Origin of the sequence: Nocardioides sp. CCNWLW216 (assembly GCF_037120545.1) — a bacterium.
Taxonomy (GTDB): domain Bacteria; phylum Actinomycetota; class Actinomycetes; order Propionibacteriales; family Nocardioidaceae; genus Nocardioides; species Nocardioides lianchengensis.
Genome location: NZ_JBBBBJ010000005.1, coordinates 261,789 through 284,008 on the forward strand (window position 1 = coordinate 261,789; position 22,220 = coordinate 284,008).

The following is a 22,220-nucleotide window of genomic DNA, read 5'->3' on the forward strand; positions in this document are numbered from 1 at the left end:
GTGAGCCTGGGCACCCCTGACCAAAGTCGGGGCTCGGCGCGACGCGCGAACGATGTGCGCGGCCCGGTCCGGGTCCTAGCGTCGACACCATGGCCGACGACCCGCGACAGATCTGGGAGCTGGTCGTCGACGGCCACGCGCACCTGGTCGAGGTGCACGGCAGCGTGAACCGCCGGATCGAGTGGTACGTCGACGGCGAGCTCGTCGGCACGCAGAAGTCCACCGAGGACAAGATCCGGGTCAAGCCCGACGACGAGGAGCGCACGGATCTCGGCTCGATCGGGGTGTGGTTCTCCGGGATGGGTAAGCCGCGGCGGGCGACGTACTTCGACCCCGGCCAGGACGGCGACCTGAAGTCGCTGGCCGGCGTCGGCGGCGTCGACCTGGTGCCGGAGCCGGGGTCGCCGGCGGCGGCGTACGAGGACCGGGTCCGCGCGCACCCCACCCGCTACGCGCTGATCGCCACCGTCGGCGGGGTGGCGAAGGTGGTGCTGCCGATCCTGCTCGCGCTGCTGGCGGCGCGCATCGCGGTCTCGATCCCCTGGCCGGACTGGAACCTGCCGTCCGTCCCGACCCCCGACCTCCCGTCGGTGCCCACGCCCGACCTGCCCTCGATCCCGTGGCCCGACCTCCCCGACGTGAGCGTGCCCGGCTGGGTGGAGTGGCTGCTCGACAAGGTGAAGTACGTCTGGCCGATCGTGCTGGCGATCGTGATCGCGCGGGGCGAGATCCGGCGCCGGCGCAAGCAGGACGAGCTGCGCGAGCAGCGGCGGGGAGAGGCGTCAGGCTCGACCAAGGAGCAGCCCTAGGGGTCCGGTGCCGACCGGCAGCCCGTGCTCGTCGTAATAGGCGAACATCGCCCGCAGCCACGGGTGCGCGTCACCCACCTCGACGCGGCGGGCGACGTACCCGGCCTCGGCGGCGAGCCGCGCCGGCGACGCCACCCGCGTCGCCAGCTCGTACGTCGCTCCCGCGTGCCCGTCCCCGGTCAGCACCACCGCAGCCGCCTCCCCGACCTCGGCCAGGTCGGCGAACCCGAAGACCGCGTCGACGTCGTACGGGACCTCGAGGTCGGCGGTCAGGTCGAGGTTCTGCAGGTAGGCGCCGGGCTGGAGGATCGTCCAGGTCAGGCCCGAGCGCCGGACCAGGTCCTCGGAGACGGCCTTGCCGAGGTGGTGCGGCATCGCGGGCACGTACGGCGACGCCACCGAGTGGTAGACCACCCGCCCGACGCCCGCCTGCCCGGCCGCCGCGAGCACCTCGGCGACGTACGCCGGCTCGTCGGGGTGCAGGTTGGGCGCGATGACATACGCCGCCGCGCAGCCGGCCATCGTCTCGGCGAGGGCGGGCCACTCGGCCCGCCCGAGGGGCACCGGCACGACGTCCCGTCGGGTCAGCGCGGCCGCCACCGCGCGACCGGTCTTCCCGTGGCCACCGACGACCGCGATCCTGCTCGTCATCCGCCCATTCTGGGGGATCCACCCAGGCGCCGACGCGCGTAGGGTCCGCCGCATGAGCGACTGGCGCAGCGACGCGATCGAGCAGGTGCGGACCCTGATCCTGGCGGCTGAGCCGGCCACGGTCGAGGAGGCCAAGTGGCGCAAGGCGTCCAACCCGGACGGCGTCCCGACCTTCTCCCTCGACGACCTGATCTGCACCGCCGAGACCTACCAGGACAAGGTGAAGATCACCTTCGCCCAGGGTGCGTCGCTCGACGACCCGACCGGCCTCTTCAACGCCAGCCTGGACGCCGGCACCCGCCGCGCGATCGACCTGTTCGAGGGTGACGCCCTCGACGAGGCGGCGTTCACCGCGCTCGTGCACGCGGCGGTGGCGCGGAACCGGGGCTGAGCCGGGGGGAGTCCTAGTTACCCGGTGATCAGGGGAAGTAGGACGTTCCCGGGCAACGCGATGGCCGGGAAGTTCCTACTTTCCCGGTGATCAGGGGAAGTAGGACACCGGCCCCGTGCTGGGACCCGCCTGCTTGGCTGGGAGCGACCCGCCCCCGAGCCTCCTGGAGGAGACATGACCCGCGTGCTGGTGACCGGCGTCCGCGGCAAGACCGGCGTACCACTGGCCGAGCTGCTGGCCGCCCGACCGGAGGTCGAGGTGTGGGGCGGCAGCAGCGACCCGACCACGGTGACGATCGACGGCGTCACCCCGGTCGCGTTCTCCTGGGACGACCCGGCCGGCTGGGCGGCGGCGGCGACCGACGTCGACGCGGTGTACGTCGTACGCCCGGACCGTGAGGACGCACCCGAGCTGATCGGCCGACTGTTGGCCGACCTGGCGCCGGGGACCCGCGTGGTCCTGCTGTCGGAGCGCAACGCGGACGAGATCGCCTGGTCGGTGCGCTCGGAGGAGGTGGTCCGCGGCAGCGGCCACGACTGGACCATCCTGCGGCCCGGCTGGTTCCTGCAGGTGTTCTCCGACCCGCGGTTCTACCTCGACGAGATCCGCGCGGGCAGTCTCACGTTCCCGACCGGCGGGGCCGAGCTGGCCTGGATCGACGCCCGCGACATCGCCGCCGTCGCCGAGCGGGCGCTGCTCGACGACGACCTCGTCGGCCGGGTCCTGGAGCTGACCGGACCCGAGTCGCTCTCGCTCCCCCGCACCGCCGAGCTGCTCTCGCGCGCCGTCGGGCGCGAGGTGGTCCACCGCGAGACCACGATCGACGAGGCGGTCGAGGGGCTGGAGGGCTTCGAGCGCGAGCTGACGGTGGTGACCTTCGAGCGGGTACGTCGGGGCAGCTTCACCGAGGTCACCGACACCGTCGAACAGGTGACTGGACGACGGGCCCGGTCCCTCGAGGGTTTCGCTTCCGAGGGGCTCTGACCGCATGCCTGCGTGACTCTGCTGACGAGGGCGGGCATGCGGTCCGTCGTGAGCGGAGACAGAGCAGTGCGGACCTCCAGCGGCGACGCCCGAGCCGCCCCCACTGACGGCACGGGCACCCCGGACGCGTCGCCTCGCCGACACTCCCGCACAGCCTGGCTCACCTTCGCCGCGGCCGCGGTCGTGGCGGTGGTCGTGGCGGTGGTCGTCGCCGTGTCGACTCTCGTGCTGAGCTGGTCCCGGAAGGGTCCGCCCGGGTCTGATCAGTGAGGTGTGGAGGGTGCCACCCTCAGACGGTCGGGACGGTCCCTCCGTCGATCACGTACTCGGCACCCACGATGGCCGAAGCTCGATCGGAGACCAGGAAGCCGACCAGGTCGGCGATCTCCTCGGTGCTGGCGAACCTCCCCAACGGAACCCCGCCGAGGGCGTCGAAGATGCTCTGCCTGGCCTCGTCGCGCGTCATGGCGCGGCCGTTTGCGATGGTGTCCACGAAGCTCTCGTAGGCCTCCGTCTGGATCCCTCCCGGGCTGATGGTGTTGACCCGCACGCCGCGGGGCGCCAGCTCGTTCGCGAGACCCTTGCTGTAGGTCCGCAGCGCGGCCTTCGCCGACGCGTAGGGCAGCGACGCCTCGTAGAGGGGCATCTCGCGCTGGATCGATCCGACGTGCAGGACGACCCCCGCCCCGGACTCGACCATCGCAGGGAGGAGCGCTCGGTCGAGCCGCACCGCCCCGAGGAGGTTCAGGTTCAGCTCGACCAGCCACTGCTCGTCGGTGATCACGGCGTACCCACCGGGCGGCGTCGAGGAGCCGCCGACCACGTGGACCAGGATGTCCAGCGCCCCGTGCTTGCCCACGCGGGCGGCGACGGTCCCCGTGCCCTCGGCTGTCGAGGTGTCGGCCTCGATGAATCGGTCGGGGCGGTCGTATCCGGTGGGCATGGTCCGGGCGGACGCCCAGACGTCGGCGCCCAACTCGCGGAGCCGGTCGACCACGGCCCGGCCGGCGCCCTTCGAACCGCCGGTGACCAGTGCCCGGCGGCCGTCGAGGCGGTCGCGATTCTCGTGCGTCATGGGTGTCTCCTCGTCGTGCGTGATGTCGGTGCGGAACGGAGGTCAGGCGGGGACGAGCTGCCGGTGGAGCCAGGCCGCACGTGCGGCGATGGCGTCCTGCGAGATCGCCGCGTGCGGAGCAACGACGTCGAACCCGTGGAAGCCGCCGGGCCACACGTGCAGCTCGGCCCGGCCGCCCGCCTGCCAGATGCGGCTCGCATAGGCGACGTCCTCGTCCCGGAACGTCTCGGCCGACCCGACGTCGATGAAGGTCGGGGGCAGGCCCGCCAGGTCGGTGGCGCGCGCAGGTGCGGCGTACGGCGACACGTCCGCTCCCCCGCGGGCCCCGTCACCGAGCAGGGCGTTCCACCCCGTCGCGTTCGACGAGCGGTCCCAGATGCCGAGGCCCCGCATCTGGTGTGCGGAGGGCGAGTCGTTGCGGTCGTCGAGCATCGGAGCCAGGAGCAGGGCCGCGGCGATCGACGGGCCGCCGCAGTCGCGCGACAGCAACGTCAACCCCGCGGCAAGGCCGCCGCCGGCGCTCGCCCCCGCGACGACGATCCGGTCCGGGTCGATGCGGAGCTCACCGGCGTGCGCGGCCGTCCAGACCAGACCGGCGTAGCAGTCCTCGACCGGACCGGGGTGGGGCGTCTCCGGCGCGAGCCGGTACTCGACCGACACCACCGCCATGCCCAGCGGATCGGCCAGGGCCAGCATCTCGGGCAGCCCGAACCGGTTGTCCCCGACGATCATCCCGCCGCCGTGCACGTGGTAGATCGCCGGCGTAGGTGTGGATGCGTCCTTCGGGAGGCAGATCAGGAGCGAGATGTCCGGCGCTCCGTCCGGTCCGGGGACGGTGCGCTCCGCCACGTCGTACGCGCCGTCTCGCGAGAGCATCTCGTCGCTCGGCGCCTCCACGCCGGGCACCGGTTCGCGCATCTCGACGATGGTGTCGGGACGGTAGGCATCCGGCGCCCGCAGGCTCGCCAGCGCCTCGACCACCGGAGCAAGGTCCGGGTCGAACGGCGGCGGTGTCTGCGGCGCGACGTCGGGTTCCTCGGCGGTCACGGCGCGACGACGATGTCGATGCGCTGGATGCGCTCGCCGGCGAGCTCGAACCGGTAGTCCAGGTCCACGGTCCCGCCCGGGAAGTCGCCCTCGAGGTGGTGGCCGACCACCCAGGTCTCGCCGTCGCGACGTACGCCGGTGACCTCGGTGGTGACGGTGAACTTCGCCCCCGCCTCGGTGACGAAACGGCGCAGGTCGTCCTCGCCGCTGAAGGACTCTCCGACGTCGGAGATGACGGCTCCGGGGCTCAGCACGGCCAGAGCGGCGTCGGCGTTCCGCGACTCCTGGGCGTCCAGGTAGGTGCGGATCGTGGTGGGCAGCTGGGCGGTGTGGGTGCTGGGGTGGGTGCTGGGGTGGGTGCTGGTGTCCATGTGTCCAAGGCTGGGCACTCGGGCCGCGCGAGGGTCAAGGACTGGTGTCTCCCCCCGGGGGAGAGTCCAGACTTCACTCCATGTTGGCGATCGGTGAGTTCTCGCGCTTGACGCACCTCAGCATCCGCACGCTGCGGCGCTACCACGAGGGAGGTCTGCTCGAGCCCGAGCTGGTGGATGCGTCCAGCGGCTACCGCTACTACTCGCCCGACCAGATCCCCACGGCGCAGGTGATCCACCGGCTGCGCGAGCTCGACGTCCCCCTCGTCGACGTACGACGGATCCTGGGTGCCGCCGACCCCGAGCAGCGAGCAGCACTGGTCGCCGAGCACCTCGTGCGTCTGGAGGCGGAGCTGGCGCGCACCCGCGTGGCGGTCAGCTCGTTGCGACGGTTGCTGGCGCCGGAGCCGGCGCCGCTGCAGGTCGAGCTGCGCGCGGAACCCGAGGTGACCGTCGCCGCCGTCGAGGACGAGGTCGGCGCTGACGACGTCGGCACCTGGTTCGCCGGAGCGATGGCCGAGCTCGACGCAGCGCTCGGCCCACCGACCGACGCCGGACCACCCGGCGGCCTCTACGACAACAGCCTCTTCGAGCACGGACACGGACGCCTCCTGCTCTATCGACCCTCCCCCGAGCCGCCCCAGCGCGGACGTGTCCGCCCGGTCCGCCTGCCCGCCGTCGAGCTCGCCGTCACCACCCACCACGGCGAGCACGACGGCGCCGACGTGACCTACGGCCAGCTCGGCTCCTGGGTCGTCGCCAACGCCCTGACCGTGGCGGGACCCGTGCGGGAGCGGTACCTCGTCGGTCCGCGGGACACCGACGACAGCACCGCGTGGCGCACCGAGATCGGCTGGCCGGTGTTCCGCGTGGCCTCTGGTACTACGCCGCGTTGAGGGCGGCTCACCCGGATCTGCCGCGCCCGGGCGCGTGCTCATACCGATGAACGGGCGCAGCGGCTACTCGCAGTAGCAAGCTGGCTGGACGGGATTGGCGAGGACGACCGCAGCAGTTCAGGTCTTATGACCACGCCACGCGACACCCCGAGCGGTCAACCACTCGAATAGGGCAAGCGGCGAACGGAGCTCCAGGTCGCCAACGTCGTCGCGACGGACGTAACTACCGTCGCAGATCAGCCCTACCTCCGCGATCACGTCGTTACCAATGACGAACGCGAACGAGACGACCGGCATCTCCATCCAGTACACAGGTTCGCCCTCCGAGATCATCACATCGCAGAGTAGGGCGCCGAGCTGGTCAATCGCGGTCGGGTGCGTCTCGACGGCAAGAAGGTCATTCTCACGTCGCTTCTTCGGGTTGTAGCCGGAGCCGCGGATGACGACCACCTTCGTGGCGCTGCACAGAAGGGCGAAGTCGAGCATGTGACGAGTGTCCTGCAATCATCAGCCGGTCGCGCTGCCAATCGCCCGCTCATGCCGCTCATCCGCGCGACGCCGCGCGGATGAGGTCCTGAAGCAGAACCCCTAGCCCCGCAGCACCTTCTCCATCGGCCGCCCCTTCGCGAGCTCGTCGACCAGCTTGTCGAGGTAGCGGATCTGCCGCATCAGTGGGTCCTCGACCTCCTGGACCTTCACGCCGCAGACCGACCCGGTGATCAGGGCGACGCCGGGGTTGAGGCGGGCTGCGGCGAAGAAGTCCTGGAAGGTCGTGCCCTCGTCGAGGTGCCGGCGCAGCTCGGCCTCGTCGAAGCCGGTGAGCCAGCCGATCACCTGGTCGAGCTCGGCCTGCGTGCGACCCTTCCGCTCCACCTTCGTCACGTAGTGCGGGTAGACCGAGGCGACGCTCGTCGTGAAGATCCGGTGCACGCGTTCATTCTCCGACCCGGTCGCGCACCCGCACCAGCCCCGCGAGGGTGGCGACGTACGCCGACCCGTCGGGCGCGAGCGTCACCGCGGCGTAGTGGTTGTTGAACATCGACCCGAGGCCGGTGCGGACGGCGAAGGCGGTGCGGCCGGTGCGGGCGTCGAGGGCGGTGAGGTACCACGCGCTCACGCCCCAGCGGCTCGGTCGCTTGGTGTAGGCGTAGACGAGTCCGGTCCGCAGCGAGACCTTGGCGACCGAGGTGGGTCCGGTCGCCTCGGAGGTCCAGGCGACGCGGCACTCCTTCCGCGCGACGTCGACCCGGGCGAAGCCGGGCTGGGTGGCGAAGCCGAGCAGGGTGCTCCACGGGCCGTGGTAGCCGTGGTTGTTCTCGACCACGACGCCGCCGTCGCCGACCGAGACCAGCGAGTTGTCGGTGGCGCTCGCGCCCTTCCCGAAGACCGCCGCGCGGCAGACCTCCTTCCCGTCGTCGGCGCGCAGGAAGAGGACGTGCATCCGATCGTCGGCGTTGTCGGTGATGGCGACCAGGCCGTCGGGGAGCAGGGTCGGCGTGGTGCCGCTGCCCCGGCTGAGCTGGCCGGGCTTCTGCTCGTCCCCCCGGTCGTACGGCGTCCGCCACCGCACCACCGGCCGCTGCTTGCGGTCGTCGGCGACCAGCTTGTAGAGCGCCTCGACGGTCACGACGTACACGCCGCCGTCCTCGCCGGTGGCCAGCGAGTTCGCCACCTCCTCGTCGAGGTCGAGGGTCCGCACGACGGGCTCCTCGGACGCGCCGGTGTCGGTGATGGTGCCGACCAGGCCGTCGGCGGTGACCCACCAGATCCGCCCCTCCCAGTCCGGCATCAGCGCGATCAGGCAGTCGTCGTCGGGGACCACGCCGGAGAGGTCGTAGCTCTCGTCGACGGTCAGGTCCGGGTCGCCCGTCCCGTCGTCGGTGGCCACCACCAGCACCCGGCGGTCGGTCGTCGCGAGCACCGCCCGGTCCTCGGCGTCGAGGTAGAAGTACGACCCGCCGCACAGGTCCTCCCAGGGGCGCTTGCCCGAGCCGCCGCGACGGTCGGGCAGGTCCTTGGTGACCAGCGGGCGCATGGTGTCCGGGTCGAGGACGTGCAGCACCGGCCCCTTGCGGTTGCCGCAGAGCGCGACCATCCGCTCGTGCTCGTCGAAGGCGAGCGTCGCGCACTCCTCGAGGCCGTACCAGGCGGTGTCGACCTCCGGCGAGTCACCGGTCGGGCCGGGGCCGGCGTACGCGTCGGAGGCCCAGGCGTCGTTGTGCATCGAGCTGCGGCCGTTCGGGGCCAGGCCGGGATGCTGCGGCAGGCTCATGCTGATCGGGCGCTCGCTCACCGCGCGGCCGACGTACGACGGGGTCAGCAGCGACCCGCCGCCGGGCGGGATGGGGAACCAGCCGTCGGGCGCGAGCACCGGGACCGCCACCACCAGGACCACCGCCGCGGCCCAGGCGGCGACCACCCGGCGGGTCGGGCGCAGCCACGGCAGCAGCCGCCGGCGGCTGCGCGGGACGGCGAGCGCGAGCACCACCACGAGCACCACGACCGGCCCGAGCAGCAGGTAGAGCACCGCCGTCGCGAGCAGGGCGATCGTGCGTGGATACCTCACCGCGGCTCGTACGGCGGGCGCGGCGACATGCCGGGCATCCTCCCACCGACCGGCCGCTCGGCTGTGGATCTCGGGCTCAGCGGAACAGCGCGCTGTAGGCGTTGAGGGCCGGCTGCCCGCCGAGGTGGGCGTAGAGGACGTTCGAGCCGGGACCGATCTCGCCGGCGCGCACCAGGTCGATCAGGCCGGCCATCGACTTGCCCTCGTAGACCGTGTCGAGGATGACGCCCTCCAGGCTGCCGACCAGGCGGATCGCGTCGAGCGTCGAGTCGACCGGGACGCCGTACAGGTCGCCGGCCCAACCCTCGAGGACGGTGATCTCGTCGTCGCGCAGCTCGCGCCCGACGCCGATCAGCTCCGCCGTACGACGGGCGATCCGCTCCACCTGGTCGCGGGTCTCCTCGAGCTTGGCGCTGGCGTCGATGCCGATGACCCGTCGCGACCGGCCGCCGGCCGCCTCGAGGTCGGCGAACCCGGCGATCATGCCGGCGTGCGTGGAGCCGGTGACCGAGCAGACCACGACGGTGTCGAAGAAGACGCCGAGCGCCTGCTCCTGCTGCGCGACCTCGTGGGCCCAGTTGGCGAAGCCCAGGCCGCCGAGGCGGTGGTCGGACGCCCCGGCCGGGATGGCGTACGGCGTCCCGCCCCGGGCCTCGACATCGGCCAGGGCCTGCTTCCAGGAGTCCTTGAAGCCGATGCCGAAGCCGGCCGGGTCGAGCCGGACCTCGGCGCCCATGATCCGGCTCAGGAGGATGTTGCCGACCCGGTCGTTGACGGCGTCGGGCCAGTCGACCCAGTTCTCCTGGACGAGCACAGCCTTCATCCCGAGATGGGCGGCGACCGCGGCCACCTGGCGGGTGTGGTTGGACTGGTAGCCGCCGATCGAGACCAGGGTGTCGGCGCCGGAGGCGAGCGCGTCGGGGACGAGGTACTCGAGCTTGCGCACCTTGTTGCCGCCGTAGGCCAGCCCGGAGCTGACGTCCTCGCGCTTGGCCCAGATCCGCGGGCCGCCACCGGCAGGGGTGAGGTGGGCGCTGAGCCGGTCGAGCGGGTGCACGGGGCTGGGCCCGAAGGTCAGGGAGTGGCGCGGGAAGTCGGAGAGAGCCATGGGTCGCTTCAGCCTTCGGGTCGGGAGCGGGGTTCGTCGGTCAGGGTGTGCCAGGTGTCGTAAGTGACGAGGGAGGCCTGCAGGGCGTCGCCGGCCGCGCAGCGCTCGATGAGGGCGTCGTGGACCTCGATCGAGCGCAGCCCGGCACGGGTGGCGTAGCGGAGGTTCTCGGCGCGTCGCAGGACCGGGGTGTACTGCTCCAGGACCGCGGCGATCGCGCGGTTGCCGGCGACCCGGAGGGGGACGCCGTGCAACTCCTGGTCGGCCCGATGGGCGGCCTCCAGGTCGCCGGCCCGGATCGCCGTCGCGAAGCGCTCGTTGGCGGCGCGCATCTCGTCGAGGTCGTTCTCGCTCAGCCGGTCGACCGCCTGCCGGACGGCGACGGCGTGCATGCCCGCGACCACCTCGCGGGCGTCGCGGACCCCCGCCACGTCGAGGTCGCTGACAACCGTCGACCGGCCGGGCCGGGCGACGACCAGGCCCACCTCGCCGAGCCGGAGCAGGGCCTCGCGGACCGGCGTCCGGCTCACGCCCAGCCACTGGGCGAGCTCCAGGTCACGGAGCTGCTCTCCCGGCTCGAAGGAGCCGTCGACGATGGCGTCGCGGAGCCGGTGGAAGACGTCGTCGCGCAGCAGCGAACGCTCGATCAACGATTCGTCCGCCGGAATGGGCATGCAATATATTGCACACTGCGGCGACCGTCGGTCAACGTCCTCTGCCATTTCCCCCCGACTTCGGCAGCCGACGGATCGACGGTCGTCGTCTTTCGGTGGAGGTCGCCCCTTCCCCCACGCGGCATGATGTCCCGCATGGCCGACCCCCGCGCAGGACAGCCCGCCGAGCCCGCCGACCTCGTCGACGTCGCCCACCTCGTCACGGCGTACTACACCGGCGTGCCCGATCCCGAGGACGTCGACCAGCAGGTCGCCTTCGGCACCAGCGGGCACCGCGGCACGTCGCTGAAGACCTCGTTCAACGAGGCGCACATCCTGGCCACCACCCAGGCCATCTGCGACTACCGCCGCTCGCAGGGCACCGACGGTCCGCTCTTCCTCGGCCGCGACACCCACGCCCTGTCCGAGCCGGCCTGGGCCTCGGCGATCGAGGTGCTGGTCGCCAACGACGTCACGGTGCTGGTCGACTCCCGCGACGGCTACACGCCCACACCCGCGGTCTCGCACGCGATCCTGCGGGCCAACGCCGGCCGGACCTCCGGCCCCAGCCTCGCCGACGGCATCGTGGTCACCCCCTCGCACAACCCGCCGACCGACGGCGGCTTCAAGTACAACCCGCCGCACGGCGGCCCCGCCGACAGCGACGCGACGTCGGTGATCGCGCAGCGGGCCAACGAGCTGATCGTCGGCGGGCTCGCCGAGGTACGGCGGGTGCCGTTCACGCGGGCCCGGGCCGCGGCGTCGTCGTACGACTTCTTGGGGACCTACGTCGACGACCTGCCGGCCGTGGTCGACCTGGCCGCGGTCAAGGCGGCCGGGGTGCGGATCGGCGCCGACCCGATGGGCGGCGCGTCGGTGCACTACTGGGGCGAGATCGCCGACCGGCACGGGATCGACCTGACCGTCGTCAACCCGCTGGTCGACCCGACCTGGCGGTTCATGACGCTCGACTGGGACGGCAAGATCCGGATGGACTGCTCGTCGCCGAACGCGATGGCCTCGCTGATCGCGCAGAAGGCGTCGTACGACATCGCCACCGGCAACGACGCCGACGCCGACCGGCACGGCATCGTCACGCCCGGCGCCGGACTGATGAACCCCAACCACTTCCTGGCCGTGGCGATCGAGTACCTCTTCGGCGGCGCCCGCCCCGACTGGCCGGCCGGCGCTCAGATCGGCAAGACCCTGGTCTCGTCGTCGATGATCGACCGGGTCGCCGCGGCCGTCGGCAAGCCGATGGTGGAGGTGCCCGTCGGGTTCAAGTGGTTCGTGCCCGGGCTGCTCGACGGCTCGTTCGGCTTCGGCGGCGAGGAGTCGGCCGGCGCGTCCTTCCTGCGCCGCGACGGGTCGGCGTGGACCACCGACAAGGACGGGCTGATCCTCTGCCTGCTGGCCGCCGAGATCCTCGCGGTCACCGGGTCGTCGCCGTCGGACCGCTACGCCGCGCTGGTCGACCGGCACGGCGAGCCGGCGTACGCGCGCATCGACGCGCCCGCGTCCCGAGCCGAGAAGGCCGCCCTGGCCGCGCTCTCGCCCTCCGACGTCACGGCCACCTCGCTGGCCGGCGAGGAGATCACCGCCAAGCTGACCGAGGCGCCGGGCAACGGCGCCAAGATCGGCGGGCTGAAGGTCACCACGGCCTCGGCCTGGTTCGCCGCCCGCCCGTCCGGCACCGAGGACGTCTACAAGATCTACGCCGAGTCGTTCCGCGGGCCCGAGCACCTCGCGGAGGTGCAGGACGAGGCGCGGTCGGTGGTCTCCGCCGCGCTGGGCTCGTGAGCGCCCTGGCCGGCGAGGTCTACGACCTCGCCCTCGAGCCGCACGAGCGGATCGGCCTGCGGCGGGTGCAGGTCGCCGTATGGGCACTCGCCAGCATCGCGACCGTCGGAGCCCTCGACGGCCCCTCGGTCGGGGAGTGGGTGGTCCGGCGCCGCGCCGACGGGCAGGTGCTGGTGCGGGTCGACGCGGGCGACGCGGAGGACGCCGCGATCCTCCGCAGCGAGCTCGAGCGTCAGCTGGCCGAGCTGACGCCCGAGGAGTTCACCGAGCGGTGGGTCCCGGAGGCCGCTCAGGAGTAGCGGTGACTCTTGGCCGCGTGACCCTGCTCGCGGGTGCAGGTGCGGCCGCTCATGTTGCGGTGGCCGCAGAGCGCCTCGGTGGTCTCGGTCGACTCGACCGGGGCCGCCTTCTTCGGCGTCGCCGTCTTCTTCGCCGCCGGTGGCGCGACCGGGGGACGGGCCGCCGTCTGCCGCGACGCGGCCGGGGCCGACGCCCGGGCCGTCATCTCGGCGTAGCGCGCCTCACGCATCGCCCGCAGGGCGTCCATCTTGCTCATCGCTGCTTCACGCCCTGAACCCTAGGCGCCGCCACCGACAGTCCCGTGTCACCGCGCCCAGAGGCCGTGCGGCCGGATCAGCTCGACCACGCGGGACTCCAGCCAGCGGGCCTCCTCCCGGTCGGGACAGGCCGACCAGGAGACGTCGAGCTCGAGCCGGCGTACGGCGGCCGCGGCCCAGACGCGGGCCCGCGCCGGACCGGCAGCGAGCCGCTCCCCCACCCACTCGGGGTCGGCCAGGGCCCGATCGAGGGCGGCCTCGGCGAAGCCGGTCACCGGGTCGTGGCCGGCGATCGTGGCGCGCAGCCGGCCGTACAGACCCTGCGGTGACCCGCTGCCGGCCCGCTCGCCGGCGTGACCGACGTGCCGGACGACCCGCGTGCTCCGCTCCAGGAGGAGGTAGACGCCCGGCCGCCGGGGAGCCTCGGGGACGGCCTCGGCCAGCGTGGCCCAGGGCGACCATTCCGCGAGGTCCGCCAGCCCGGCGTAGGCCGCGAGCCGCGCCTCCTCGTCGGCGTACGTCGTCATGGCCCGCATGGTGCCGGGCGGCACCGACAGGACCGATCCCCCTACCGGAACTGCGACGGCAGCCCGTGCCGGATCGCCCAGGCCACGGCCTCGGAGCGGTTGTTGGCGTTGATCTTGCGGTAGGCGCCGCGGATGTGGGTCTTGATGGTGTTGATGCCGAGGTGGATCTCACCGGCGATCTCGATGTTGGAGTAGCCCTGGGCGATCAGGGCCAGGATCTCGCGCTCGCGCGAGGTGAGTCCCTGGCTGCTGCCGACCTGCTCGGCGTACGCCGCCGAGCCGCTCGACCCGACCACGGGGTTCTCGCCGGTGTCGCCGTCCTGCCACCCGGTCTGGGTCGAGAGGATCGCCTCGCAGATCTCGGGCTCGGCCGCGCCGAGCGGGAAGAACCCGTCGACCCCCCGCTTCAGCGCCTGCGCCACCAGGTCCGGCCGGAGCTCGCGCGACACGGCGAGCACCGCCGAGGCGGTCTTCCCGAGCACGATCTCCAGGTCGGTCCCGTCACCGTCGAGCAGACCCAGGACGTCGTAGAGCACGACGTCGGGATCCGGGCCGTCGGAGTCGAGGGGGACGATCTCGCTGGGGTGGTCGCAGTCCTCCAGGATCGAGCGCAGGCCGGCGACCACCACCCGCTGCGGGCTGACGATCGCGATGCGAACCGGTGCGGCGTCCACGCTCAGATGGTGCCAAACCCGCAGGTCAGGCTTCAACTAGCCGTTCGGGTGAGGTGACGCGTGAGACTCAGAGCGCGACGCGGGCCCGCTGCTCCGCGACCAGCACGTCGCTCGCGTGGGCGAGCGCCCCCAGCACCTCGGCCCGGTCGTCCAGGACCGACGCCCGCACCACGACCCGCGCCGCGGCCGCGGGCTGCGCCCCGTGCTCGACCGCGGCCCGGACGTGCTCGGCGAGCAGGGCGTTGAGCGGACCGACGTGGCCACCGACCACCAGGGCGCCCGGATTGAGCACGGTCACCAGGCTGGCCAGCACCTCGCCGATCCGGCGTCCGGCGTCGGCGACGACCCGTACGGCGCCGGGGTGCCCGTCGCGGACCAGGTCGCCGAGCCCGTCGGCGTCCAGGTCGTCGCGCGTGACGGGCGCCAGGCTGCCCAGCAGCCGGGGCAGCGAGACGACGGTCTCCAGGCAGCCGCGCGAGCCGCATCGGCACAGCACCCCGGAGGGATCGACCTGGACGTGCCCGATCTCGCCGGCGGTGCCGCCCGCGCCGCGGAAGAGCCGGCCGTCGAGCACCAGGCCTGCTCCGATCCCGGTGGCCAGCTTCAGGTAGACGAGCGACCCCTGCGGCGAGGCGGCGTCCACGCCGTGCCGCTGCTCGCCGAGCGCCCCCAGGTTGGCGTCGTTGTCGACGACCACCTGCACGCCCAGGAGCTCGCCGAGCTCGGCGCCGGGTCGTCGGCCCACCCACAGCGGCAGGATGTTGTTGTCCGCCACGCGGCCCGAGCTCTCCTCGAGCGGCACCGGCACGCCGACCACCGCGAGCCGCAGCTCGTCGAGACGCCGGCCGGCCGCGGTCACCACCTCCCGGGTCAGCTCGGCCGCGCGCCGGATCGTGTCCTCCGGTCGGTCGGCGCCCCCCAGGGTGGCGGCCCGCTCGGCCAGCACCGCGGCCCCGACGGCCGCCACCGCCACCCGGACGTGGGTGTTGCCGATGTCGACACCGGCGACGATCCCGGCGGGCGGGACCAGGCTCAGCAGGTACGCCGGCCGCCCGCGACCCCGCCGCTCCTGCCCCTCGGCGACCGCGGCCGGCCGCTCGCGGACCAGGCCCTCCGCGATCAGGTCCTGGCTCACCGCGGAGATGGCCGACGAGGAGAGCCCCGTACGGCGGCCGAGGTCGACGCGGCTCGCCGGGCCGTGGTCACCGAGCGCGGCCAGGACCTGACGCCGGCCCGCGCCGCGACTCCTATTTTCTCCGTTCACAGGCAGAAATGTGCCAGATCATCCGGTGTCGGAGGGGGTGTGGTGCGAATTGATCCGGCGGTGGTCTAATCCGGGCGTGACGCTCGTCACCTGTTCGCAGTTCTCTGCCAGTTGAGCGAAAGAAGACATCACTGCTCATGAACCTCCACACCCGACGGCGAGCGACTGCGGCGTCGCTCGCCCTCGTCACCACCGCGGCGCTCGTAACAGCGCTGCCCTCCGCGCCGGCCTCCGCGGCCGATCCCGACCTGGCCCAGCTGGGCACGGCCACCGCCTCCGCGTCCCAGGACGACCGGGACGGCACCTTCCCGGCGGCCAACGCCATCGACGGCAACCCCACCACCCGCTGGGCCAGCGGCAACGGCCCGGACGACGGCGCCGCGGTCTTCCTGGCCGACCTGACCTCCGACCTGGGCCGTGCGGCCACGGTCTCCTCGGTCGACCTGGCCTGGGAGGCGTCGTACGCCGTCGCCTACGACGTCCAGCTCGCGACCGAGGACCCCGAGGACCCGGCCAGCTGGACCACGGCGTACTCGACGACCACCGGGGACGGCGGTGCCGACGTCATCACCCTCGACACCCCCACGACCGCCCGGTACGTGCGCATCGCCATGAAGAAGCGGGCTGCCGCCACCTGGGAGGCGCCGACGCTGCACTACTACGGCTACTCGCTCTACACCCTCGCGGTGCGCGGCACCTTCGCCCGCCCGCTGGTCGGCCTCGGAGCCCCGACGACGGTGGCGGCGGGAGAGCCCGCCACCGTCCCGGTGCGCCTGTCCAACCCGTCCGAGACCGAGCAGACCGTCCGGGTCCGCACCGGCGGCGGGACCGGCGTCGCCGGCACCGACTACACGGCCGTCGACGAGGTCGTGACGTTCGCGCCCGGGGACACCGAGGAGGCGGTCGAGGTCGAGACCTTCAGCCGGGGCGCACTCGCGCCGCGGCGGACCGTCGACCTCGCACTCAGCGAGCCCAGCGCGGGCATCGACCCCGGTGCTCGCACGTCCACGACGGTGACCATCACGCCGACCGGTGCGCTGCCCGAGACGGGCAGCGCGAACGTGGTCCACGACTTCGAGGACGGCGTCCCCGCCGGCTTCACCACCTGGGGCATCACGGACGCGGTGAAGCCCGTCCTCACCACCGCCCCCGACGGCGACGTCCCCGGGTCCCCTGCCGGCAACGACGCGCTCGTGGCCACCGTGGGCGGTACGCCGGCCGCCGGCGACTGGTTCGGCTTCACGAACGACACCCCCGCCACGGACTGGAGCGCGTACGACGGCTTCAGCTTCTGGTTCCTCGGCACCGGCTCGGGCAAGCGGCTGAGCTACGAGCTGAAGAGCGACGGCCGGATGTTCGACCAGGACGTCACCGACGACTCGACCGGCTGGCGCCGGGTGAAGGTGCTCTTCACCGACCTCCGCCTGAAGGGCAACCACGCCTCCGACGCCCGGTTCACGCCGAACGCCTCGACCGGCTTCGCCGTCACCCTGACCGGGCTCGGCCAGGGCGCGTGGCGCTTCGACGACTTCGCGCTCTACGAGCGGGCGGTCCTGGTCGACGACTACGAGACGCCGGTGCAGATCTCCACCGACGCCCCGGTCGGCTACTTCATCTGGAAGGGCAGCGAGGACACGACCGTCACCATCGGCCAGGAGCCGCAGGAGCGCGGCGCCGTCGTCGACAACGACGTGCTGTCCGGGACCTACGAGATCCCGACCGGCAGCTACGGCGGGTTCTCCAAGAACCTGGTCGACTCCCAGGACTGGAGCAGCTTCCGCGGCATCCGCTTCTGGTGGTACGCCTCGCAGGCCAGCAACCCGGCCTCGCCCACGGCGGGCGCCGACATCCCCGTCGAGGTCAAGGACGGCGGCCCCGACGGCGAGCACTCCGAGCTGTGGCGCGCGACGTTCAAGGACAACTGGGGCTCCTCCACCAGCCGCTGGAAGCTGGTCGAGCTTCCGTTCTCGTCGTTCACCCCGAGCGCCTACCAGCCCGGCAACGCCGAGACCAAGAACGGCACCCTGGACCTGACCAGCGCCTGGGGCTTCGCGGTCACCTTCGCCGTCGGTACGCCGACGGCGGTCCGCTGGGCCCTCGACGACGTCGAGCTCTACGGCACGCCGGCCACCGCCGGCACCGCGTCGGTCGCCCCGACCCAGGACGTCACCCTCGTCGACGCGGGCCAGACCGCCACCGTCGACGTCGCCCTGACGACCACCACGGGCGAGCCGACCACCGAGGCCGTCGAGGTCGACTGGGCCACGGGCGGCGGCACGGCCGTCGCGGGGACCGACTACACCGCGGACTCGGGCACGCTGACCTTCCCGGTCGGCACCGAGTCCGGAGCGACGCAGCCCCTGCAGGTCGAGACCCAGGCCCGCGCGGGCGGGTCGGAGGCGCTCGACGTACCGATCGAGCTCACCGCCTCGGGGGTGACCCTGCCCGAGACCCGGACCCGGGTCGTCCTCAACGCCCACGACCTGCCCTACCTCGACGCGGCGCTGCCCACCCCGCAGCGCGTCGCCGACCTGCTGGGCCGGATGAGCATCCAGGAGAAGGCGGGCCAGATGGCCCAGGCCGAGCGGCTCGGGCTGACCAGCCCCGACCAGATCGCCGAACTGGGCCTCGGCTCGGTGCTGTCCGGCGGCGGGTCGACCCCGAAGGCCAACACGCCCGAGGCCTGGGCCGCCATGATCGACGGCTTCCAGCGCCAGGCCCTCTCGACGCCCCTGCAGGTGCCGCTGGTGTACGGCGCGGACGCCGTGCACGGGCACAGCAACGTCAAGGACGCGACGATCTTCCCGCACAACATCGGGCTGGGCGCGACCCGCGACCCCGCCCTGGTGGAGCGGATCGCCCGGGCCACTGCCTCGGAGACCCGCACCACCGGCGTCAACTGGGCCTTCTCGCCCTGCCTGTGCGTCAGCCGCGACGAGCGCTGGGGCCGCACCTACGAGTCGCTCGGCGAGGACCCCGCGCTCGTGCGGGCGTTCTCCCGGTCGGCCGTCGTCGGCCTCCAGGGCGACGACCCGACCGACATCACCGCCGCCGACGAGGTGCTGGCCTCGGCCAAGCACTGGGCCGGTGACGGCGGCACGTCGTACGACCCGACCAAGGTCGGCAACGGCTACCCGATCGACCAGGGCGTCACGAACGTGACCTCGCTCGAGCAGTTCCGCGAGCTGTACGTCACGCCGTACGAGCCGGCCATCGAGGCGGGCGCGGGCACGATCATGCCGTCGTACTCCGGCGTCTCGGTCGACGGCGGCCCGGTGGTGCGGATGCACGAGAACACCGTGCTTAACACCGACCTGCTCAAGGACGAGCTCGGGTACGACGGGTTCCTCATCAGCGACTGGGAGGGCATCGACAAGCTGCCGGGCGGCACCTACGCCGACAAGGTGGAGCGGTCGGTCAACTCCGGTCTCGACATGGCGATGGCGCCGTACAACTTCGGGGCCTTCATCAACGCCGTGGTCGCCGGGGTCGACGCCGGTGACATCACCGGTGCGCGGGTCGACGACGCCGTCAGCCGGATCCTGACCGAGAAGTTCGACCTCGGGCTCTTCGAGCAGCCGTTCACCGACGCCTCGCAGCGCGAGGCGTTCGGCGGCGAGGCGCACCGGGCGATCGCCCGGAAGGCCGCGGCCGAGTCGCAGGTGCTGCTCCGCAACACCGGCGCGCTGCCGCTCGCCAGGACCGGCAAGCTCTACGTCGCCGGCTCCAACGCCGACGACCTGGGCAACCAGATGGGCGGCTGGAGCATCTCCTGGCAGGGCGGCTCCGGGAAGGGCATGACCACCGGGACGACCATCCTCGAGGGCCTGCAGCAGTCCGCGCCCGGTCTCGACGTCACCTACTCGAAGACGGCCACCGAGCCGACGACCGGGTACGACGCGGGCCTGGTCGTGGTCGGCGAGACGCCGTACGCCGAGGGCCAGGGCGACGTCGGCAACAACGGCAAGTCGCTCGCGCTGTCGAACGCCGACCGGGCGGCGATCGAGACGGTCTGCGGCGCGATGGAGTGCACCGTCGTGGTGGTCTCCGGACGACCGCAGGTGCTGACCGGTGCGGCGGCCTCGGCCGACGCCGTGGTGGCGTCGTTCCTGCCGGGCAGCGAGGGCGCCGGCGTGGCCGACGTCCTGCTCGGCGACGAGCCGTTCACCGGCCAGCTGCCGATGACCTGGCCGGCCTCGGCCGAGCAGGTCCCGGTCAACGTGGGCGACGCGTCGTACGACCCGGCCTACGCCTACGGGTGGGGCCTGCGCACCGACGGTCCGCGGGCCCGGCTGACGACGCTGCGCGCGTCGCTGACCGGGACCGCCGCGAGCGCGGCGCAGGCGCTGCTCGACGCGCCGGTCTGGACGGCCGGGGCGATCGGCGACGCAGACCGCGCCTGGCCGCTGCTGACCGACCTGGCCGCCGAGCTCGGCGGTCGGGACGACGCCGTGCTGCCGCAGGCGGCGGTCGTGGGGTCGCTGGCCCGGGACGTGGCCCAGGCGGCGGTCGTCGCCGGCACCGCCGGGGCCCAGGCCCAGCGCGGGATCGCCGACGCGGAGCACCTGCTCTGGTCGGGGAAGGCCGCGGACGCGGTCGACCTGCTCGGCGAGGTGGCCGGCGTGGAGCCGGTCGCCGAGCCGGACGCGATCACCTCGACCTCGGCGCCGACCGTGCGCGGCAGCGCCGTCGCCGGTGGCCGGCTGGTCGCGACCGCAGGCACCTGGTCGGTGGCGGGGACGACGGCGTCGTACCGCTGGCTGCGGGACGGCAGCGTGGTCCCGGGGGCGACCTCGGCGTCGTACCTGCTGGGGGCGGCGGACGTCGGGCACCGGCTGCGGGTGCGGGTGACCGCGACCAAGGCCGGCTACCTGGCCGGGACGGCCACCTCGGCCGCCACGGCCGCGGTCCGCAAGGCCGTCCCGACGGTCTCGGTCTCGGTCACGCCGAAGCGGGTGCGGCCGGGGACCCGGCCCAAGGTCCGGGTCCGGGTGAGCAGCAGCGCGATCGACCGGGCGACCGGCCGCGTGACGCTGCGCTACGCCGGCAAGGTCCTGCGGGTCACCCTCGACCGCTCCGACAAGGGCGTCGTGACCGTGCGGCTGCCCGCCCGGAGGAAGGGGAGCTACCGGCTCGCCGTCTCCTACGACCCCACCGGCTCCGCGGCCCGCGTCCTCACCGGCGCGAGCGCGAGGAAGGTGACGGTCCGGGTGCGCTAGCCGCACCTCCCAGAACGACGACGCCGCTCCCCGCCCACCGGGGGGCGGCGTCGTCACGTCCGGGGCTTGACACGTTGTGGCTAACGTCGTTAGCTTTGGGCTAACAACATTAGCCACGAGGAGAACGACATGACCGAGCACCTCGCCGTCGACGGCGGCACCCTCGCGTACGACGTCACGGGCAGCGGGCGGCTGGTCGTGCTGGCCCACGGCATGGGCGACGACCGGGCGTCGTACCGCTTCGTGGTGCCGCAGCTGGTGGCCGCGGGCTACCGCGTCGCCGCGGTCGACCTCCGCGGCTGTGGGGAGTCCAGCGCGACGTGGCCGTCGTACACCCGCACCGACATCGCGGGCGACCTGCTCGCGCTGGTCCGCCACCTGGGCGGCCCGGCCGTGCTGGTCGGGCACTCGATCTCCGGCGGCGCCGTGACCGTCGCCGCCGCCCTGGCGCCTGAGCTGGTCGCCGGGATCGTCGAGCTCGGCCCGTTCACCCGCGAGCAGTCGGTCCGCCTGGGCGACCTGCGCTCGAAGCCGTTCCGCTCCGGGATGACCCGACTAGGGATGATGGCCGTGCTGGGCAGCACGACCTGGTGGCACCGCTACCTCGACGGCGCGTTCCCGGGGCGCAAGCCGGCCGACTGGGAGGACCAGCTCGCGCGCAGCGCGGCCCTGCTGGCCGAGCCCGGCCGGATGAAGGCCCTGCAGCGGATGGGCCGGACCGCGCCGACCGACGCCGGCGAGCAGCTGGGCCGCATCGCGTGCCCCGCGCTCGTCGTCCAGGGCACGCTCGACCCCGACTGGGCCGACCCCCGCGCCGAGGGTGAGGCCGTCGTCGCGGCGATGCCCGCGGGCCTGGGCACGCTCGAGATGATCGAGGGGGCGGGGCACTACCCGCACACCCAGTTCCCGGACGAGACGGTCGCACTGGTCCTCCCCTTCCTGCAGGCGCACGCCCGTGCCTAGGGCCGGCCTCGACCCGGCGGTCGTGGTCTCCGCCGCGGCCGGTCTCGCCGACGAGGTCGGGCTCCCGAACGTCACCATGGGCCTGCTCGCCGAGCGCCTCGGCGTCCGGCCGCCCTCGCTCTACAAGCACGTCGCCGGCCAGGCCGACCTGGTCCGCCGGATCGCCGTCCTCGCCCTCACCGAGGTGGGGGACGACCTCCGCGACGCCCTGCAGGGCCGCGCCGGCCGAGACGCCCTGGAGGCGGCGGCCCGGACGATCCGGCGCTACGTGCTTGAGCACCCCGGCCGGTACGCCGCCACGGTCCGCCTGGAGCCCCAGGGCCCGGACGACCCGATGGACGCGGCCGGGAAGCGCGTCCTGACCTCGCTCGCGGCCGTGCTGGAGGGCTACCCGGTCGACCCGACGGACACCATCCACGCGCTCCGGCTGCTCCGCAGCCTGACCCACGGCTTCGCCGTGCTCGAGGCGGCCGGCGGGTTCCAGCTGGACACCGACGTCGACGAGAGCTTCGCCTGGCTGGTCGACTTCGTGGACCGCGGCCTGCGCCGGACGGACTGACTGACGGCTCCCAGTGGTCGAGCAGGTCGCGCAACGCCGTACCCGGGAGACGACCCCGACCACCGTCACCTGTCGGCTGCGGGGGTTTCGACACGCTCACCCGCTA

Annotated in this window: 22 protein-coding genes; 9 read left to right on the top strand and 13 right to left on the bottom strand. The window is 73.1% G+C overall.

The genetic code is table 11. The annotated features are described in order from the left end of the window. The first annotated feature begins 89 nt into the window (after window positions 1-89). Window positions 90-809 carry a hypothetical protein gene (locus tag V7S47_RS13910; RefSeq protein WP_336562102.1) on the top strand — a complete coding sequence of 240 codons (720 nt, stop codon included), beginning with the start codon at window positions 90-92 and terminating at the stop codon, window positions 807-809. Here V7S47_RS13910 and V7S47_RS13915 read toward each other — a convergent pair. Then, the gene (locus V7S47_RS13915; protein ID WP_336562103.1) at window positions 783-1,460 is read right to left on the bottom strand and encodes an SDR family oxidoreductase; all 678 of its coding nucleotides are present in this window, start codon (window positions 1,458-1,460) and stop codon (window positions 783-785) included. The two genes, V7S47_RS13910 and V7S47_RS13915, sit on opposite strands and share 27 nt — an antisense overlap. 52 nt (window positions 1,461-1,512) lie before the next feature. On the opposite strand from V7S47_RS13915, the gene V7S47_RS13920 reads away from it, so the two are divergent. Both V7S47_RS13920 and V7S47_RS13925 read left to right on the top strand, forming a co-directional pair. Further along, window positions 1,513-1,851 (top strand): DUF1801 domain-containing protein, encoded by a 339-nt coding sequence (locus V7S47_RS13920; RefSeq protein WP_336562104.1) that lies wholly within the window; start codon window positions 1,513-1,515, stop codon window positions 1,849-1,851. Between the two features lie 174 nt (window positions 1,852-2,025). Beyond that, window positions 2,026-2,835: an NAD(P)H-binding protein gene (locus V7S47_RS13925; protein ID WP_336562105.1), complete on the top strand. Its 810-nt coding sequence runs from the start codon at window positions 2,026-2,028 to the stop codon at window positions 2,833-2,835. Window positions 2,836-3,124: 289 nt separating this feature from the next. Here V7S47_RS13925 and V7S47_RS13930 read toward each other — a convergent pair whose 3' ends face one another. The 3 genes from V7S47_RS13930 to V7S47_RS13940 are packed head-to-tail and all read right to left on the bottom strand — an operon-like array spanning window position 3,125 to window position 5,328. After that, a complete protein-coding gene (locus V7S47_RS13930; RefSeq protein ID WP_336562106.1) occupies window positions 3,125-3,910 on the bottom strand; it encodes an SDR family oxidoreductase in 786 nt (261 codons plus the stop codon). Window positions 3,911-3,952: 42 nt separating this feature from the next. Next, complete coding sequence (locus tag V7S47_RS13935) at window positions 3,953-4,957, bottom strand: alpha/beta hydrolase (RefSeq protein WP_336562107.1); 1,005 nt, start codon at window positions 4,955-4,957, stop codon at window positions 3,953-3,955. Beyond that, window positions 4,954-5,328, bottom strand: a complete 375-nt coding sequence (locus tag V7S47_RS13940) for a nuclear transport factor 2 family protein (protein ID WP_336562108.1) — start codon at window positions 5,326-5,328, stop codon at window positions 4,954-4,956. Before V7S47_RS13940 ends, V7S47_RS13935 begins: the two co-directional genes overlap by 4 nt. A gap of 80 nt (window positions 5,329-5,408) precedes the next feature. Here V7S47_RS13940 and V7S47_RS13945 point away from each other — a divergent pair, with 80 nt between their 5' ends. Further along, window positions 5,409-6,224: a MerR family transcriptional regulator gene (locus V7S47_RS13945; protein WP_336562109.1), complete on the top strand. Its 816-nt coding sequence runs from the start codon at window positions 5,409-5,411 to the stop codon at window positions 6,222-6,224. 117 nt (window positions 6,225-6,341) lie between these two features. Here the strand turns inward: V7S47_RS13945 and V7S47_RS13950 are convergent, their stop codons facing one another. The 5 genes from V7S47_RS13950 to V7S47_RS13970 all read right to left on the bottom strand — a co-directional run bounded on the left by V7S47_RS13950 (window position 6,342) and on the right by V7S47_RS13970 (window position 10,572). Next, entirely contained in the window at window positions 6,342-6,710 is a 369-nt protein-coding gene (locus V7S47_RS13950) for a hypothetical protein (protein ID WP_336562111.1), read from the bottom strand. Window positions 6,711-6,812: 102 nt separating this feature from the next. Then, a complete protein-coding gene (locus V7S47_RS13955) occupies window positions 6,813-7,154 on the bottom strand; it encodes a DUF2200 domain-containing protein (protein WP_336562112.1) in 342 nt (113 codons plus the stop codon). A gap of 4 nt (window positions 7,155-7,158) precedes the next feature. Further along, complete coding sequence (locus tag V7S47_RS13960) at window positions 7,159-8,790, bottom strand: hypothetical protein (protein ID WP_336562113.1); 1,632 nt, start codon at window positions 8,788-8,790, stop codon at window positions 7,159-7,161. Between the two features lie 76 nt (window positions 8,791-8,866). Beyond that, entirely contained in the window at window positions 8,867-9,898 is a 1,032-nt protein-coding gene (locus tag V7S47_RS13965; RefSeq protein WP_336562114.1) for a 1-aminocyclopropane-1-carboxylate deaminase, read from the bottom strand. A gap of 8 nt (window positions 9,899-9,906) precedes the next feature. Beyond that, the gene (locus V7S47_RS13970; protein WP_336562115.1) at window positions 9,907-10,572 is read right to left on the bottom strand and encodes a GntR family transcriptional regulator; all 666 of its coding nucleotides are present in this window, start codon (window positions 10,570-10,572) and stop codon (window positions 9,907-9,909) included. Window positions 10,573-10,707: 135 nt separating this feature from the next. On the opposite strand from V7S47_RS13970, the gene pgm reads away from it, so the two are divergent. Then, complete coding sequence (gene pgm / locus V7S47_RS13975) at window positions 10,708-12,351, top strand: phosphoglucomutase (alpha-D-glucose-1,6-bisphosphate-dependent) (RefSeq protein WP_336562116.1); 1,644 nt, start codon at window positions 10,708-10,710, stop codon at window positions 12,349-12,351. Further along, on the top strand, window positions 12,348-12,650 hold the full coding sequence (locus V7S47_RS13980) for a hypothetical protein (RefSeq protein WP_090860547.1): 303 nt from the start codon (window positions 12,348-12,350) through the stop codon (window positions 12,648-12,650). Before pgm ends, V7S47_RS13980 begins: the two co-directional genes overlap by 4 nt. Here V7S47_RS13980 and V7S47_RS13985 read toward each other — a convergent pair. From V7S47_RS13985 to V7S47_RS14000, 4 genes are all read right to left on the bottom strand, one after another. Beyond that, entirely contained in the window at window positions 12,641-12,907 is a 267-nt protein-coding gene (locus tag V7S47_RS13985; protein WP_090860546.1) for a hypothetical protein, read from the bottom strand. The genes V7S47_RS13980 and V7S47_RS13985 overlap by 10 nt on opposite strands. 48 nt (window positions 12,908-12,955) lie before the next feature. Continuing rightward, window positions 12,956-13,435: a hypothetical protein gene (locus V7S47_RS13990; RefSeq protein ID WP_139175806.1), complete on the bottom strand. Its 480-nt coding sequence runs from the start codon at window positions 13,433-13,435 to the stop codon at window positions 12,956-12,958. Window positions 13,436-13,476: 41 nt separating this feature from the next. Continuing rightward, window positions 13,477-14,109, bottom strand: a complete 633-nt coding sequence (locus V7S47_RS13995) for a response regulator transcription factor (RefSeq protein ID WP_211753168.1) — start codon at window positions 14,107-14,109, stop codon at window positions 13,477-13,479. A 67-nt stretch (window positions 14,110-14,176) separates the two neighbouring features. After that, window positions 14,177-15,373: an ROK family transcriptional regulator gene (locus V7S47_RS14000; RefSeq protein ID WP_090860544.1), complete on the bottom strand. Its 1,197-nt coding sequence runs from the start codon at window positions 15,371-15,373 to the stop codon at window positions 14,177-14,179. Between the two features lie 137 nt (window positions 15,374-15,510). Here V7S47_RS14000 and V7S47_RS14005 point away from each other — a divergent pair, with 137 nt between their 5' ends. The 3 genes from V7S47_RS14005 to V7S47_RS14015 all read left to right on the top strand — a co-directional run bounded on the left by V7S47_RS14005 (window position 15,511) and on the right by V7S47_RS14015 (window position 22,114). After that, window positions 15,511-20,592 carry a glycoside hydrolase family 3 N-terminal domain-containing protein gene (locus V7S47_RS14005; RefSeq protein WP_336562117.1) on the top strand — a complete coding sequence of 1,694 codons (5,082 nt, stop codon included), beginning with the start codon at window positions 15,511-15,513 and terminating at the stop codon, window positions 20,590-20,592. A gap of 129 nt (window positions 20,593-20,721) precedes the next feature. Further along, window positions 20,722-21,555, top strand: a complete 834-nt coding sequence (locus tag V7S47_RS14010; RefSeq protein ID WP_336562118.1) for an alpha/beta fold hydrolase — start codon at window positions 20,722-20,724, stop codon at window positions 21,553-21,555. Next, complete coding sequence (locus tag V7S47_RS14015; protein ID WP_336562119.1) at window positions 21,548-22,114, top strand: TetR/AcrR family transcriptional regulator; 567 nt, start codon at window positions 21,548-21,550, stop codon at window positions 22,112-22,114. The genes V7S47_RS14010 and V7S47_RS14015 overlap by 8 nt, the downstream gene beginning before the upstream one ends. The last annotated feature ends 106 nt before the right edge of the window (window positions 22,115-22,220 follow it).